This window comes from Pararhizobium sp. (assembly GCF_965279435.1).
GTDB lineage: Bacteria > Pseudomonadota > Alphaproteobacteria > Rhizobiales > Rhizobiaceae > Pararhizobium.
This window is the reverse complement of sequence record NZ_CBDIHY010000003.1, coordinates 2231112-2245327: the sequence shown is the minus strand read 5'-3', so window position 1 is coordinate 2245327 and position 14216 is coordinate 2231112. Positions and strand designations below refer to the sequence as shown.

Below are 14216 nucleotides of genomic sequence, written 5' to 3'. Positions count from 1 at the left end.
CAGCGCCGCGCGTCATTCACGACGCGCAAAGGTCGCTTTAGCACTTCTAATTCGCAGCGCTGTCAGTCGTTAGATTGGCGAAACGATGTCCATGATCTGCTGCCCCCATGGCGGCTGCTGGACTTCCGTCAACCGGCCGCGACCGCCGTAGGAGATGCGTGCTTCGGCGATCTTTTCGTAGGAGATCATGTTCTTCGCATCGACGTCGTAAGGCCTGACGATACCAGCGACATTGAGAATGCGGATTTCATGGTTGACCCGGACTTCCTGGGATCCGCTGATCAGCAGGTTGCCGTTTTCAAGCACACCGGTGACGACGGCTGCAACGAGCAGGACAAGCTTTTCGGAGCGCTCCGTCGTGCCCTCGCCCTTGGACTTGGTATTCGAACCATAGTCGAGCCCACCATTCCAGCCAAAGTCGCTCGTCTGGGATTTGCCGTTGGCTCCGATTTTGAAACCACTGCCATTGGTACGGCTGCGATCCGTCTTGTTGTCGAACGATGCCTTGTCGTCGATACGGATATCGACAGTCAGGATATCGCCGACCTTGAGTGCGCGGGCATCCTTGAACAGGGCCGACTGATTGTCGCTCCAGAGCGAATAGCCGTTCATGACCTGGCGCGGCTCCTTCGGATACATCGCCATCTGCGGGGTCTGGGCATATTGCAGCCCGCTGCCGATCGGACTCATGGATGGAGCCCTGCCGATCTCGCTTAGGGCCTGGTTCTGGCATCCCGATAGCAGGCTGGCGGCGAGAAGAACCGAAATCGGATATCTCATGACGGTTCCTTCGATGTGTCCGGGTCTGTGGCGCTGGAGATGACATTGGTGACGACCGCTGCCTTCTCATTGCTCATTTCACTAAGAATCAGGCTCGACTGGCGCGGCGGCAGCTGCATCAGGATCGCCGCTGCGACACCGGGATTGACGAGCTCCAGCTTGGCCGCCGCCGCATCCGCCTTCATCGTCTTATAGATTCCGACCAGGCCGATCTGGGCCTGCTTGAGAAAATCATTACGGCGCTTCAGCCAGTCCTCGTATTCGGAGCGGCGCTTCTCGAGCGTTGCGATGCGTTCGTCAATGTCGAACTGCAGCTTCTCTAGGTCTTTCTTCTGCAGCAGATAACGCTGGTCGCGCGCCGCATCGGCAATATTGGTGCAGAACTGCTGGATTTCGTTGCCATTGGCCGGAATGCCCGCAGCCGGTGCGGCAACCTCCTGTGCAAAAGCGCCGGGTATGGCCAGCATGGTGCAGCCGGTGGCGATCAACATCAGACGGCGGCGCAGGCCGTTGGAAGCGCTGGAAAGACGATGTGTCATCATTGCAAGACGAGCTCCGCCTGGAGGGCACCGGCTGTCTTGATGCCCTGGAGAATGGAAATGATACCGTCAGGTTTCACCCCGATACTATTGAGGCCGGCGACAAGCGAGCGCAGGTTGGAACCATTGAGGATCGCAACCGTACCGCCCTCTTCGGACGCCTGGATTGTCGTATTCGGCTCAATTTCGGTACGGCCGCGCGAAAACGGTTCCGGCTGCACGACGGTCGGCGTTTCGGTGACCTGAACCGTCAATGTGCCATAGCTGACAGCGACCTGATTGATCCGCACATCCTGGCCGATGACAATAGTGCCGGTTCGCTCGTTGATGACAACGCGCGCAGGCACGTCGGTCTCGACGACGAGGTTTTCGATATCGGCCATCAGGCGGGAAAGATCGGCCATCTTCGGCTTGTCGATGACAACGGCCTGGGAATCACGAGCCTCGGCAATACTGCCGCCGAACTGGGCCTTGCCATAGCGGTTGATGGCCGCAGCCATGCCGACCGCAGTCGAAAAGTCCGGGTTTCTCAATTGCAGAACGAGATTGAACCCATCCTTGAACTTGGCCGGCAGTTCACGCTCGATGATAGCACCGTTCGGAACGCGGCCGGATGTGGTGATCCCCTGCGTTATGGAGGCCGCGTCACCCTGCGCACTGAAACCGGTGACGACGACCGATCCCTGCGCGACCGCATAGATCTGACCGTCGGCGCCGGAAAGCGAGGTCATGACCAGCGTGCCGCCACGAAGCGAAGTGGAATCGCCAAGCGACCCGACAGTCACGTCGATACGGCTGCCGGGGCTGGCGAAAGGCGGCAGGTTGGCGGTCACCAGAACCGCTGCAATGTTCTTCGATCGGGATTCGTTGTCCTGCGTTGAAATGCCGAGGTTCTGCAGCATGGCGCGCAGCGATTGCGCGGTAAACGGGGCAGAGCGCAGGCTATCGCCGGTGCCCTGAAGCCCGACCACCAGACCATAACCGATCAGCTGATTTTCGCGGCCCGACTGCAGTGAAGCGATGTCCTTGATGCGCGACGCTGCCTGCGCCGGCGCGATCGTCATCGAAAGAACAGCAGCGATTGCCAGGCACCATTTGCCGAAACGAAAAATCATTTTGCCACCACGTGAATTGTACCGTCATCCATCACCGTTCCGGAGACAATGATGCCGGAATCGGTGTTGCGCACCCGGATCAGATCGCCGACTGCGGCATTCTCCAGCGGCGCGCCGCCGGCTGTGATCGTCAGAGGTCCGTTGGTAAAGACGATGCGAACCGCTTTGCCGCGCTCGACCGTATAGGGTTCGCGCAAGGCCGAGACGAGAATGACGCGTCCCTGAAGCAGGGTCCGGCTGGTCACCTTGCCGGTCACCTGTTCGGTAGAGATGGCATAGTCACCCGTCAAAGCTGGATTGGTCACCTCAACCTCTTCCAGACGATGAGCATCGATGACTTCGCCCGGATAGATTGTCTGGGTCGGAATAACCGCCATGCGCTTTTCAGCCAGAGCAGGGTGCGAGGACAGCAGTCCAGCGCACATCACGCCTGTGACGGCCAGCGCCCGCAGAAGGAAACCCCCGCGGATAGTGGCAGCGTTCACGAGCGGCACATTGGCAGTCCGGCGAAACGTCATGTTTGCCTATCCCTCTTTTATCTCAGGTTCTTGCTGACCGTCGCAGCCATTTCGTCGGCGGCCTGGATGATCTTGGAGTTCATTTCATAGGCGCGCTGGGCAGAGATCAGATCGGTGATTTCCTTGACCGGATCGACGTTCGACGCTTCAAGGTATTTCTGCTTGATCTGTGCGTAGCCCGGATCGGCCGGTGTGCCGAGCACGGCTTCGCCCGACGCTGGCGTCTGCTTGAAAAGGTTGTCGCCCTGCGGCTCAAGGCCTGCCTCGTTGACAAAGTTTGCAATCGTCAGCTGGCCAAGAACGGTCGGGATCGTGTCATTGCCGACACGGACCGAGACTTCTCCCGACGTGCTGACGGTGATCTCGCTGGCATTCGCCGGCACGGTGATCTCAGGCACGACCGTATAACCATCGATGGTCACGAGCTGGCCATCGGCATTGGTGTTGAAGGCACCGGCCCGCGTATAGGCCGTCTCGCCATCCGGCGTCTCGATCTGGAACCAGCCGCGCCCAACCAGCGCCATATCCAGATTGTTGCCGGTGCTGATCAGGCTACCTTGCAGATGCAGGTTACGGACAGCGGAGGTCTGAACGCCGAGACCGATGAGGGCACCTTCAGGAACGATCGCCTGATTGGCGCGGTTCGGTACGCCCTGGGCGCGTTCCGTCTGGTAGAGAAGATCGGAGAACTCCGCCCGCGCGCGCTTGTAGCCGGTGGTATTGATGTTCGCGATATTGTTCGCGATCACTTCCAGGTTCAGCTGCTGGGCGTTCATGCCTGTCGCGGCGATCGAAAGAGCCTTCATTACATTTTTCCTTTAGATCGGCATGCGTGCGATTTCGAGATAGGCACTGACGACCTTGTCCCGGATGGCGATGGCGGTTTGCAGCGACTGCTCGGCATTCATGACGGAATCGATGACTTCGCGGGTATTGGCTTCGCCGCGAATACCCTGGATCGAGTTGACTTCCGACTGTCTCAGGCCGTTGGTCATTTCCGTTGCCATGTTGCCCATGACTTCGGCAAAGCTCTGCGACTTTCCGGCCGTGGCTGCGCCACCGAGAATGCTCTGGGCCGACGATGCGGATGAGGTGGAGCTGACATCCTTGACGGTCGAAATTGCCGCGCTGATTGTTTTGATTGCGTCGATCATTATTGCGATGCCCTGAGAAGGTCGATTGTTGCGGAGATCAGGTCACGTGCCTGCTTCGTGGTCTGGAGATTGGCCTCGTAGGAGCGGTTTGCTTCCCGCATGTCGGCCATCTCGATCAGCACGTTGACATTCGGCATCTTGACCATGCCCTTGTCGTCGGCCGCCGGATTGCCCGGATCGAACTCGACAGAGAAGTCGGAATCGTCCGTTCCAAGCCGCTGAACCTCGACCGTCGATGCGCCGCTGGCGCGGTCGATTTCCGCTGCGAAGCTGACCGTCTTACGGCGATAGGGGTCGGTTCCCGGCGCATCGCCACTGGAGCGTGCGTTGGCAATATTTTCCGAAACGATGCGCAGGCGCGTCGATTCCGCTTCGAGACCGGAGGCCGAAACCTTGAGAGCTGAAACCAGAGGATCCATGGCCGTTATTTCCGTACCGTCATGAGCATCATCCGGTGAAACGCCTTTACCAGCCCGGCATTGAGCTCGTAGTCGCGCTTGATTTCACCGGTCTTCATCAATTCCTTTTCCAGCCGGACGCTGTTGCCCGACTGCTGGACCTCGACGCCGTCCAGTATGCTGGTTTCCGTCACCTGCGCGGCACTGCTGCCATCGGTAAAGTGCGCTGGGTTGGTCGACGCCATCTGGAAGCCGGTTTGCTGCATCACGCTTTCGAACGGCTTGACGTCCTTGGCTGCGTAATGCGGCGTGTTGGCGTTGGCGATGTTCCCGGCGACGACGTTCTGGCGAACTGCCAGCCATTGCGCCTGCCGGGACGCGAGATCGAAAAGCTGTATAGGTTGCATCATGCGACTCCATGCTTGTTGCTGGAGAACCTAGGCAAGCAATCTTGCGTGGGACTGAAGTGGATGGCGTATCGGAAACCCAGCAGATGCGGCCATTGCGAAGTGATGCTTTTGAGCAATGCCATTGGCCTGCGCGGCCGGAAAAGCTGGGTGCAGCGGAGCCATCCGTGAGGACGGGTTTGCCCATTTCCGGCCGGAAGTCCGAAAAACACGGATTATGCCCGACGGTCTAAGACCGCCGGATCAGTCAGCCTGATAGATGTCGCCCTTGGAGGTGATCATCACCCAGCGCCCGTCGCGCTGCTCCAGTGTCGCAAGCCGGCTGTTGTCGGGAAGTGCGGAGCCGATCCGGACGATATACATGCCGCTGCTGTCTTCGATCAGCGCACGGCCGTTGGCGACATGCATCAGCTTGAAGCCGCCGGCGGCGGGAAACGGCTGTTCCAGATCATCCTGAACGCCGGGCTTTCTGGCGCCCTCGGAATTCGGGACCGTGGCGGTCGTCAGCTGGTCGATGGCCGACTGCGTCGCCGCATCGCGCTCCATCATGGCCGTTGGAGATGCGGAACCGCCGGGCCCTTCGCGGCCAGGCATGTCGCGCGTATTGCCCTGCCAAAGCGTCGGCATCGAGAATTTGTCCTGATGCAGGAAGGCATACCAGGGAAAGAATGTGGCAGCTGCGGCGAGCGCAACGCCCGTCACGCCCAACGCCTTGTCGATCAGCGGCGTGCGTTCGCTACGCTTGCGCTGCGGCACGATTTCATCGGCATCGTAATCGATCATGGCTTATCCCCTCCGTATGTTTCCGGCCTGACCAGCGTTGGCTGCCGCCTTCAGCGCATTGGCCAGGTCGGTGAACGCATCGAAGGCCGGGCGTTCGCCGGGTGTCTGTTTCAAAATCTCGTAGATGACGGGAACCTGCTTGATCGCCATGTCCAGATCCGGATCGCTGCCCGGCCGGTAACCGCCGATCAGGCGAAGATCGCGGGTTTCCTCGAACCGGTGGATCAGCGATTTCAGGCGCCCGACAAGCTTCTCCTGATCCGGCGTCCAGGCTTTTCGGGCCAGACGCGAGACGGAAGCCAGCGGATTGACCGGCGGATAGCGGCCTTCTTCGGCAAGGCTACGGTCCATGACGATATGGCCGTCGAGAATACCACGCGTCGAGTCGGCGATCGGATCGTTGTGATTGTCACCATCGACGAGGATGGAGATGATCGCGGTGATCGTCCCTGCCCCTTCGGCACCTGGACCTGCGCGCTCCAGAAGACGTGGCAGTTCGGTAAAGACGGAGGCCGGATAGCCGCGCGCGATCGGCGGCTCGCCCGATGCGGTGGCGACTTCACGGATGGCATGGGCGAAACGGGTGACGCTATCGACGATCAGAAGCACGTTGTCGCCCTGGTCGCGGTAGTGCTCGGCAATGGTCACGGCCGTCAGCGGCGCCATCTTGCGCAGCATCGGGCTTTCATCGCTGGTCGCCACCACGGCAACCGACTTGGACAGGTTTTCGCCGAGCGTATCCTCAATGAATTCGCGCACTTCACGGCCACGTTCGCCAACCAGCGCGATGACAACCTTGTCGAAGGCATCGGCACGCGCCAGCATCGACAGCAATGTCGACTTGCCGACGCCGGAGCCGGCGAAGACGCCGAGACGCTGACCAAGGCAGAGCGGAGAAAAGATATCGATCGCCCGCACACCGGTGCGGAATCCGTGTTCGACCCGTTTGCGGGTCATCGACGGTGGTGCCGTGTTGGAGATCGGCCGGCGGATATCGCCCTGCAGCAGGGGGCCGCGTCCATCGATGGGTTCGCCCAGCGAATTGATCGTGCGGCCGCACCAGCTTTCCGTCGGTGCAATGCGGAAGGCACCTTTGCGGATGACGGTGTCATGAATGCCGATCGGATCACCCGGTTCGATCGGGCAGACCACCACGATTTCCTGCTCGACCTTGACGACTTCGCCAAGGTGAACGCCAGTCGCACTTTTATGCGCCACAAAATCGCCAAGACGGACATGCCGGGAAAGACCGGTCACGGTATAGTATCCTGCCGAAATCGACTGGACGTGACCACCGGGTGCTATCGAGAATTCCGGATTGGAATAGCGCCCGACGAGGCCCCCGAGTGCTGCAAGCGACGTCGATGAGTTGCTGATCTGAAGTTTGTCGTTCTGCATGCCGGTTCCTGCCGTCTGCCCGCAATGCCGGAAAAAACACCGGGGGCGTGGCTTTAGTCCTGTCGAAAATCAAAAGTGCTATTTGCTGCCGCCGAGCGTCTTGATCGCTTCACCCAACGACGTTTCGCTATCGCGCATCAGAGCCGAAATGTTCTCGAAGGCGCGCGACACCATGATCAGCTGCGACATTTCCTGAACCGGATTGACGTTGGATTCCTCGACATACCCCTGCATCACGCCGACATCGAAACGATCGACGACCGGTTCCGGAGCGGAGTTGGGGATGACAGCGCTGTTATCGTGGCGTGAAAAACCGTTGGCGAAATTAGCTTCGTAGAGCCCAAGTGCGGCAACCTGCGTCCCATCCTGGTGGATAGAGCCATCGGCTCCGACCTTGATTTCACTGGCTTGCGAATTGAGCTGGATCGGCGCACCACCAGCGTCGAGAACCGGGTACCCACGCAGCGTGACCAAATCGCCCGTTTCCGTCATGGTAAAGCGGCCGTCACGCGTCAGCGCCTGGCCGCCGCCTGGCGTCTCGATCTGGAACCAGGCATCGCCCTTGATGGCGAAATCCAGCTGGTTGCCGGTCTGGGTCAAACCGCCATTGTTGGTGTTGAGAAATTCCTTGCCCTCGGAAACGAACGAGACCTTTGTCGGCCGCGTGTCACCGAGTATCTGATTGAACTTCACCTCCGTCGCGCGAAAGCCGACGGTGCTGGAATTGGCGACATTGTCAGCCAGCGTGTTCATGCGTTTTTCAAGCGCCATCTGTGAGGAGACGGCGACATAGAGACCGGTCTGCATTTCAGCGTCCCCCGAGTTTCAGTGTGTTGATGGAAAGGAGGAGATCGGAAGAAATGCCATAGCCGCTGGATGAGCCGAACACGGCGAGCGGATCATAAGGATCCGAAGAATTGTTGAGTTCCCAAAGAGCGGTAAACCGTTCGAGCAGTTTCGACAGCTTGGCCGGATCTTTAAAGTCTTTGATGTCGATCACTTTTTCGATCGCCGCCGCCTGCTTGTCGATATCGGCAGCGGCAAACTCGTCCGGCATTTGCAGCAGAGTGCGGGTGACCTGTGCCAAGGCATCGTCGGCCAGCAATCCGAAAGCGTTGGTGATGGTCGGCGCCGTGCGCTCGAAATACAGCGCCAGGCGGACGCCGGCATTGTCCTCGCCTGCCGTCTGCTCCAGCGTCTGGCGCATATACTTATCGGCAACGCCCTTCTGGGCCTTGTCGAACGACGTTGCCGCCGTGCCGTTGCGGGCAAAATTCAACGATTCCACCAGGCTCGAATAGCGGCTGTCGGTCAGCTGCTTGGCAAACGCATCGTCCTTGTCGATGCCCTCGGTCAAAACCTTGCGCATGAACGCCTTGGCATAGCCCATGTCCTCGAGGCCGTGGGCCTTGATCGCGTAATTATAAAGCCGCGTATCGGCAAAGAAGTCGTCGACCGTTTTGACGTTGCCGATATTGGCGAGGTAATATTCGGTTTCGCGCGCCACATCCGGCTGTTCGGACACCCGCTCCAGCGACTTGCTGAGATTGCCTGCTATCATCTGGTAGCTGGTGTAAGTCGTCGTCACGACGTTTCCCCGTTCATCCATTAGAAATGACGCATCGCGCGCCGATTGAACGGAAATCTGACGGCTGTTGCTTGCGCGAACCTGTTTCCCCGCAATGCCTCCAAATGTGGCCGACAGCCAGCCTCACGCAAGGCTGGCGGCCTAACGATACCGTCGAAAATCCACCATTGCGGCAGGTATCGAAATGAACATCATCATCGGGCTCCTTTTGACAATGGGCTGTATCCTCGGCGGCTTTATTGCCATGGGCGGCCATATGGAGGTCCTCAACCAGCCCTTCGAGCTTGTCATCATCGGCGGCGCCGGCATCGGCGGCTACATCATGGCTAACTCGATGAAAGTGTTGAAAGATACCGGCAAGGCACTCGGCGAGGCCTTCACCCACAAGGTTCCGAAGGAGCGCAATTATCTCGACACGCTGGGCGTTCTCTACAGCCTGATGCGCGACCTGCGCACCAAGTCGCGCAACGAGATCGAAAGCCACATCGACAACCCGGATGAATCCTCGATCTTCCAGTCGGCCCCGACGGTGCTGAAGAACAAGGAACTGACGGCCTTCATCTGTGACTACGTCCGCCTCATCATCATCGGCAACGCCCGCTCCCACGAGATCGAGGCGCTGATGGACGAAGAAATCAACACGATCACCCACGACAAGATGAAGCCCTATCACGCACTGACGACCATGAGCGACGCCTTCCCGGCCATCGGCATCGTCGCCGCCGTTCTCGGCGTCATCAAGGCGATGGGCGCCATCTCCGAATCTCCGGAAGTGCTTGGTGGCAAGATTGCCGCGGCCCTCGTCGGCACCATGCTCGGCATCTTCCTGTCCTACTGTATCGCCAGCCCTGTCATCGCCAACATCAAGGCCGTCCGCGACAAGCAGAACCGGCTCTACATCATCGTCAAGCAGACGCTGCTTGCCTACATGAACGGCTCGGTTCCCCAGGTTGCGCTCGAATATGGCCGCAAGACCATTTCGGCCTACGAGCGTCCGTCGATCGACGCCGTCGAGCAGGAAATGATGAACCCCGGTGGTGGCAGCGAAAGCAAGGCGGCCTGATCCGATGACCTCACTGACCCCAAACAACGTCTACACCTTCGACCGCAAGCTGCTCGCCCGGATGACCGGCGCGCTCGGCGATACCAAGACGATCAGCAAGCTTTGCAGCGATCTCGGCCATGTCTTTGCCGAGTTCCTGCCCGACATTTTCCAGAACGAGACCGGTCTCGACATCGAGATCGGTTATGCCGGCTTCGATACCGGCCTGAAAAGCGAACTGATCGCCAATCTTGGCAACGGCGTTGCGCTCAGCGATACATCGCTGCGCAACTGGTGCCCGGATTTCGTCATCAGCTGCGACAGCCCGGTGATCATCACGCTGATGGAAATCCTGCTCGGCGCGCCTGCAAACGGCATCGAAGAACCCAAGCCACGGTCGCTCTCCAACATCGAGCTCGATGTTGCGACGATGATCTTCGAAAAGGTCGCCGACGTGCTGAAATCGGCAGTCAGCGTTGCCGGAAGCTTCGAGCCGGTGGTTGGACGCCCGTATAATGCAAGTCAACGGCCGCCGGCTGATCCAGAGGTCGCTGATGTCTACGCCGCCTGTATCAACGTGACGATGGGCCTTGGCCCCGTTCTTTCGACCTTCTCGATCATCGTGCCGCAGCAGACCCTTTTGAAAACGGCTGTCGTTTTCCCCAAAGGCATCGGCCAGGGCCGCAAGGCCAAGGGCGCCTGGGGCGAACAGCTCGAACAGCAGGTCCGCCGTTCGACGGTGAGCCTGGAAGCGCGCATCAAGCTTCAGAGCCTGACGCTGGACAGCATCAGCCGCCTTCAACCCGGCGATGTCATTCCGTTCCAGGACGCCAAGGATGTGCGCGTCGAGATCAACGCCAACGGCCGCGATCTCTATATCTGCGAATTCGGGCGATCCGGCACGAAATACACGGTGCGGATCAAGGATACCCACGGTTCGGAGAGTGACATTCTCCACCACCTGATGAGTTAAAAAACCCCTCCCTTACCCGGCAACATGGTTGGGGCAAGTTTCAACTGGAATAGTTTGCACATGGCACCGAAGAAAGCACCACTAGAAGACCAGGCGATCCAGAGCGGCGGCGATGCCGAGCTCGATCAGGCCATCGACGATCTGCGTGGCGTCCTGCAAAGCGATGCCACCGGGACCGGGCTGGACAACGATTTCGGCATCGATTTTGCGGCTGCACCCGCCACTGGCGAAACATCCGATTTCGGCAGCACATTCTCAGCCGAAACCGATCTCGGCAGCTTCGGCGGCGATTTCGGCGCTAGCAACAGCTTCGCCGATCTGACGCAGGCTTCGGCTGCACCAGCCTTCGACGCCGGTTCGTTCGGTGGAAAAGCATTCGGTGGCGACACGTTCGAAGACCAGCCAGCCAGCGAACCCGGCAGTGGCATGACGGCCAATCTCGACCTGATCATGGATATCCCGATCGACGTCCAGATTGTTCTTGGCACCAGCCGCATGCAGGTCTCCGGCCTGATGAACCTGACGGAAGGTGCGACGATCGCGCTCGACCGCAGGATCGGCGAACCGGTGGAAATCGTCGTCAATGGCCGGGTTATCGGCCGCGGCGAAATCACCGTCCTCGACGAAGACGAAACGCGTTTCGGTGTAAAACTCATCGAAATCAAGGGTACCAGTAAAGTTTGAACCCGGTTAGGGTCATGAGGATCAATCCATGATGGATTTCGACAATTTCGAGGCTTCGGCGCCCACAAGGCCACTCACCCAAATGGACAAGGCCGCTGCGGTTCTCCTTGCAATGGGCAAGCCTATTGCCGGCAAGTTGTTGAAATTCTTCACGCAGAGCGAATTGCAGGGCATCATCGCTTCCGCGCAGTCGCTCCGCTCGATCCCGCCCCACGAACTGGAAATTCTGGTGAACGAGTTCGAGGACCTGTTCACCGAAGGTGCCGGCCTGATGGACAATGCCAAGGCCATCGAAGGCATTCTCGAAGAAGGCCTGACGCCGGATGAAGTTGACGGCCTGCTCGGCCGCCGCACCGCCTTTGCCGCCTATGAAGCCAATATCTGGGATCGCCTGCAGGATTCCGACCCGGCTTTCGTCGCCCAGAGCCTAGGCAAGGAACATCCGCAGACGATCGCTTATGTGTTGTCGATGATGCCGTCGACCTTCGGTGCGAAGGTCCTGCTGCAGCTGCCGGAAAGCAGCCGCGCCGACATTATCAACCGCGCCGTCAACATGAAGACCGTCAGCCCCAAGGCCGCCCAGATCATCGAGGCCCGCGTGGTCGAAATGATGCGCGAGATGGACGCTGAAAAGAACTCGATCGGGTCGATCAAGATTGCCGAAGTGATGAACGAGCTGGAGAAGAGCCAGGTCGATACCTTGCTGGCATCGCTAGAAACCCTCAGCACCGAATCGGTCAAGAAGGTTCGCCCGAAGATCTTCCTCTTCGACGACGTCCTCTACATGCCGCAGCGCAGCCGCGTTCAGCTGTTCAACGACGTATCGGGCGACATCATCACCATGGCACTGCGCGGATCCGGTATGGAACTGCGCGAATCGGTCCTCGCCTCGATCGGCGCGCGCCAGCGCCGCATGATCGAATCGGATCTTGCAGCCGGCGACGTCGGCATCAATCCGCGCGATATCGCCATTGCCCGCCGCTCGATCACGCAGGAAGCCATTCGCTTGGCTGCCAGCGGCCAGATCGAGCTGAAGGAAAAGGAAGCCGTCGCTGCCTGACCGGGCACTCACACAGCTTTAGCCCTGCCCTGATACCAGAAGCCCTTCCACCGATCCGGTTGGAGGGCTTTTTACTGGGTGCTTGCCTGCGGCCGTCTACTTTCTGTGAAGCGTTGGTTTCCCGCGCATATCTTCCTTGCATGCCCTCCTGCCCCGGCTCACAACGGGTTTGACAGCAATCACTGCTGCAGCAACATGCAAGAGGTCTTCATCCGATGTCGGACGATCAGGACAAAGACAGTAAAACAGAATCGCCGACCGAGAAAAAAATCACTGACGCCATGGAGAAGGGCAACACACCCTTCTCGCGCGAAGTCACGATGTTCGCCTCGGTTGTCGCCATCTATATCTTTGTCGTTTTCTTCCTGCCGGAGGGCTTCGCCACTGTGGCGGAATCGCTGAAGGATATTTTCGAGCAGCCGGAGGCTTGGCGTCTCAATACATCGAACGATGTGGTGGCGCTGATCATGCATCTCTTCGCGAAAGCCGGCACGCTGCTCATTCCCTTTTTCGTGCTTTTGATCGTGTTCGGGATCGGCTCCTCCATTCTGCAGAACCTGCCGAGCCCGGTGCTTGATCGTGTCGCACCGAAGATGAACCGGATTTCGCCCATCGGCGGGTTCAAGAGGATCTACGGAATTCAGGGCATCGTCGAATTCGCCAAGGCCTTTGCCAAGGTGGCAGTCGTCTCGCTGATTATCGTGCTCGTACTCTGGAACGACTATTACGCCACGCTCGATTCGATGTTCTCGGATCCGTTGACAATCTTTTCGACGATGTCGAAGGATTTCAACAAGATCATGATTGTCATCCTGATCTCGACCGCCGTCATCGCCATCGCCGATTTCTTCTGGACACGGCACCACTGGTACACCGAACTGATGATGACAAAGCAGGAGGTCAAGGAAGAACTCAAACAATCCCAGGGCGACCCGATCATCCGCGCGCGGCTGCGCTCGATTGCCCGCGATAGGGCCCGCAGGCGTATGATTACCTCGGTTCCGCGCGCCACGCTGGTGATCGCAAACCCGACGCACTATGCCGTTGCGCTGCGTTATGTCCGCGAGGAAGGCGATGCGCCGGTCGTCGTTGCCAAGGGGCAAGACCTTGTCGCGCTGAAGATTCGCGAGATCGCCGAGCAAAACGGCATACCTGTTTTCGAAGACCCGCCGCTTGCACGCTCAATGTTTGCGCAAGTCTCGGTGGATAGTGTGATTCCACCGGTGTTTTATAAGGCAGTCGCTGAACTGATTCACCGGATCTATGCAACGCAGCCGAAACGGATGACGTGATCCCAATGAAAAAATGCGAATATTCGGAACAACGCGAGAAAATAGTAGCCGACGCGATCCGTCCTGTTGCGACGGAATTGCGCTTGATCGATGCCGCCGACTTTATCGCGATGCTGCGTTTTGAATCGCATGGGAGCCTGTCGGACCTGGTGTCATCGGCCGCAGAACTCTATTTTCTTCCCGGTACCGTCAATTTCGGTATCGGCGGCAACTATTCCCTGGATTGGGGCACGGAGCCGGAGATCACCCTTGATCTCGAATTGAAGCCGGATGGCGTCACTGTCTATGCGCAGCTGGCTCTGGGCAAGAACTCTGCCGGTCTCGAGATCAACCATATCGCGTTTCAAAGCCCGTCCAGCGATCCGGACGAGAATACGGCGTTCCTGGCGCAAAGCCTGAACGCGGCGAAATTCGTCAAATCCTATCCGACCGCTCTGGCGAGCTGAGTTCCGGATATCGGATACGAGGCCATGACGGCCTGAAAA

Annotated in this window: 18 protein-coding genes; 6 read left to right on the top strand and 12 right to left on the bottom strand. The window is 58.9% G+C overall.

The genetic code is table 11. From position 1 onward, the window contains the following. Positions 1 to 69 precede the first annotated feature (69 nt). The 12 genes from flgH to ACQY8Q_RS16405 all read right to left on the bottom strand — a co-directional run bounded on the left by flgH (position 70) and on the right by ACQY8Q_RS16405 (position 8680). Positions 70 to 780, bottom strand: coding sequence for a flagellar basal body L-ring protein FlgH (gene flgH / locus ACQY8Q_RS16460; RefSeq protein ID WP_428427553.1), 711 nt, complete (start codon positions 778 to 780; stop codon positions 70 to 72). After that, positions 777 to 1319 (bottom strand): MotE family protein, encoded by a 543-nt coding sequence (locus ACQY8Q_RS16455; RefSeq protein WP_428429803.1) that lies wholly within the window; start codon positions 1317 to 1319, stop codon positions 777 to 779. Before ACQY8Q_RS16455 ends, flgH begins: the two co-directional genes overlap by 4 nt. Then, entirely contained in the window at positions 1319 to 2434 is a 1116-nt protein-coding gene (locus ACQY8Q_RS16450) for a flagellar basal body P-ring protein FlgI (protein WP_113245435.1), read from the bottom strand. The genes ACQY8Q_RS16455 and ACQY8Q_RS16450 overlap by 1 nt, the downstream gene beginning before the upstream one ends. Further along, entirely contained in the window at positions 2431 to 2859 is a 429-nt protein-coding gene (gene flgA, locus ACQY8Q_RS16445; RefSeq protein ID WP_428429802.1) for a flagellar basal body P-ring formation chaperone FlgA, read from the bottom strand. Before flgA ends, ACQY8Q_RS16450 begins: the two co-directional genes overlap by 4 nt. A 110-nt stretch (positions 2860 to 2969) precedes the next feature. Continuing rightward, entirely contained in the window at positions 2970 to 3758 is a 789-nt protein-coding gene (gene flgG, locus ACQY8Q_RS16440) for a flagellar basal-body rod protein FlgG (protein ID WP_428427552.1), read from the bottom strand. Positions 3759 to 3770: 12 nt separating this feature from the next. Beyond that, positions 3771 to 4106 (bottom strand): flagellar hook-basal body complex protein FliE, encoded by a 336-nt coding sequence (locus ACQY8Q_RS16435; RefSeq protein WP_113245432.1) that lies wholly within the window; start codon positions 4104 to 4106, stop codon positions 3771 to 3773. Further along, positions 4106 to 4525 (bottom strand): flagellar basal body rod protein FlgC, encoded by a 420-nt coding sequence (gene flgC, locus ACQY8Q_RS16430; protein ID WP_060500199.1) that lies wholly within the window; start codon positions 4523 to 4525, stop codon positions 4106 to 4108. Before flgC ends, ACQY8Q_RS16435 begins: the two co-directional genes overlap by 1 nt. A gap of 5 nt (positions 4526 to 4530) precedes the next feature. After that, a complete protein-coding gene (gene flgB, locus ACQY8Q_RS16425) occupies positions 4531 to 4911 on the bottom strand; it encodes a flagellar basal body rod protein FlgB (protein WP_428427551.1) in 381 nt (126 codons plus the stop codon). Positions 4912 to 5154: 243 nt separating this feature from the next. Continuing rightward, positions 5155 to 5694, bottom strand: a complete 540-nt coding sequence (locus ACQY8Q_RS16420) for a flagellar protein (RefSeq protein WP_428427550.1) — start codon at positions 5692 to 5694, stop codon at positions 5155 to 5157. 3 nt (positions 5695 to 5697) lie between these two features. Then, positions 5698 to 7092 (bottom strand): flagellar protein export ATPase FliI, encoded by a 1395-nt coding sequence (fliI, locus tag ACQY8Q_RS16415; RefSeq protein ID WP_428427549.1) that lies wholly within the window; start codon positions 7090 to 7092, stop codon positions 5698 to 5700. Positions 7093 to 7170: 78 nt separating this feature from the next. Further along, positions 7171 to 7899: a flagellar basal-body rod protein FlgF gene (gene flgF / locus ACQY8Q_RS16410; protein WP_428427548.1), complete on the bottom strand. Its 729-nt coding sequence runs from the start codon at positions 7897 to 7899 to the stop codon at positions 7171 to 7173. 1 nt (position 7900) lies between these two features. Next, on the bottom strand, positions 7901 to 8680 hold the full coding sequence (locus ACQY8Q_RS16405) for a DUF1217 domain-containing protein (RefSeq protein WP_428427547.1): 780 nt from the start codon (positions 8678 to 8680) through the stop codon (positions 7901 to 7903). Between the two features lie 184 nt (positions 8681 to 8864). Between ACQY8Q_RS16405 and motA the strand changes: the two genes are divergently transcribed. The 6 genes from motA (at position 8865) to ACQY8Q_RS16375 (ending at position 14177) form a co-directional block, all read left to right on the top strand. Then, complete coding sequence (gene motA, locus ACQY8Q_RS16400) at positions 8865 to 9743, top strand: flagellar motor stator protein MotA (protein WP_428427546.1); 879 nt, start codon at positions 8865 to 8867, stop codon at positions 9741 to 9743. A 4-nt stretch (positions 9744 to 9747) separates the two neighbouring features. Then, complete coding sequence (locus ACQY8Q_RS16395) at positions 9748 to 10695, top strand: FliM/FliN family flagellar motor switch protein (RefSeq protein WP_428427545.1); 948 nt, start codon at positions 9748 to 9750, stop codon at positions 10693 to 10695. Positions 10696 to 10755: 60 nt separating this feature from the next. Then, on the top strand, positions 10756 to 11379 hold the full coding sequence (gene fliN, locus ACQY8Q_RS16390; RefSeq protein ID WP_428427544.1) for a flagellar motor switch protein FliN: 624 nt from the start codon (positions 10756 to 10758) through the stop codon (positions 11377 to 11379). A gap of 28 nt (positions 11380 to 11407) precedes the next feature. After that, positions 11408 to 12439 (top strand): flagellar motor switch protein FliG, encoded by a 1032-nt coding sequence (fliG, locus tag ACQY8Q_RS16385; RefSeq protein WP_426229100.1) that lies wholly within the window; start codon positions 11408 to 11410, stop codon positions 12437 to 12439. A 215-nt stretch (positions 12440 to 12654) separates the two neighbouring features. Continuing rightward, positions 12655 to 13731 carry a flagellar biosynthesis protein FlhB gene (gene flhB / locus ACQY8Q_RS16380; RefSeq protein WP_428427543.1) on the top strand — a complete coding sequence of 359 codons (1077 nt, stop codon included), beginning with the start codon at positions 12655 to 12657 and terminating at the stop codon, positions 13729 to 13731. A gap of 5 nt (positions 13732 to 13736) precedes the next feature. Continuing rightward, entirely contained in the window at positions 13737 to 14177 is a 441-nt protein-coding gene (locus ACQY8Q_RS16375) for a hypothetical protein (protein ID WP_428427542.1), read from the top strand. Positions 14178 to 14216: the final 39 nt, after the last annotated feature.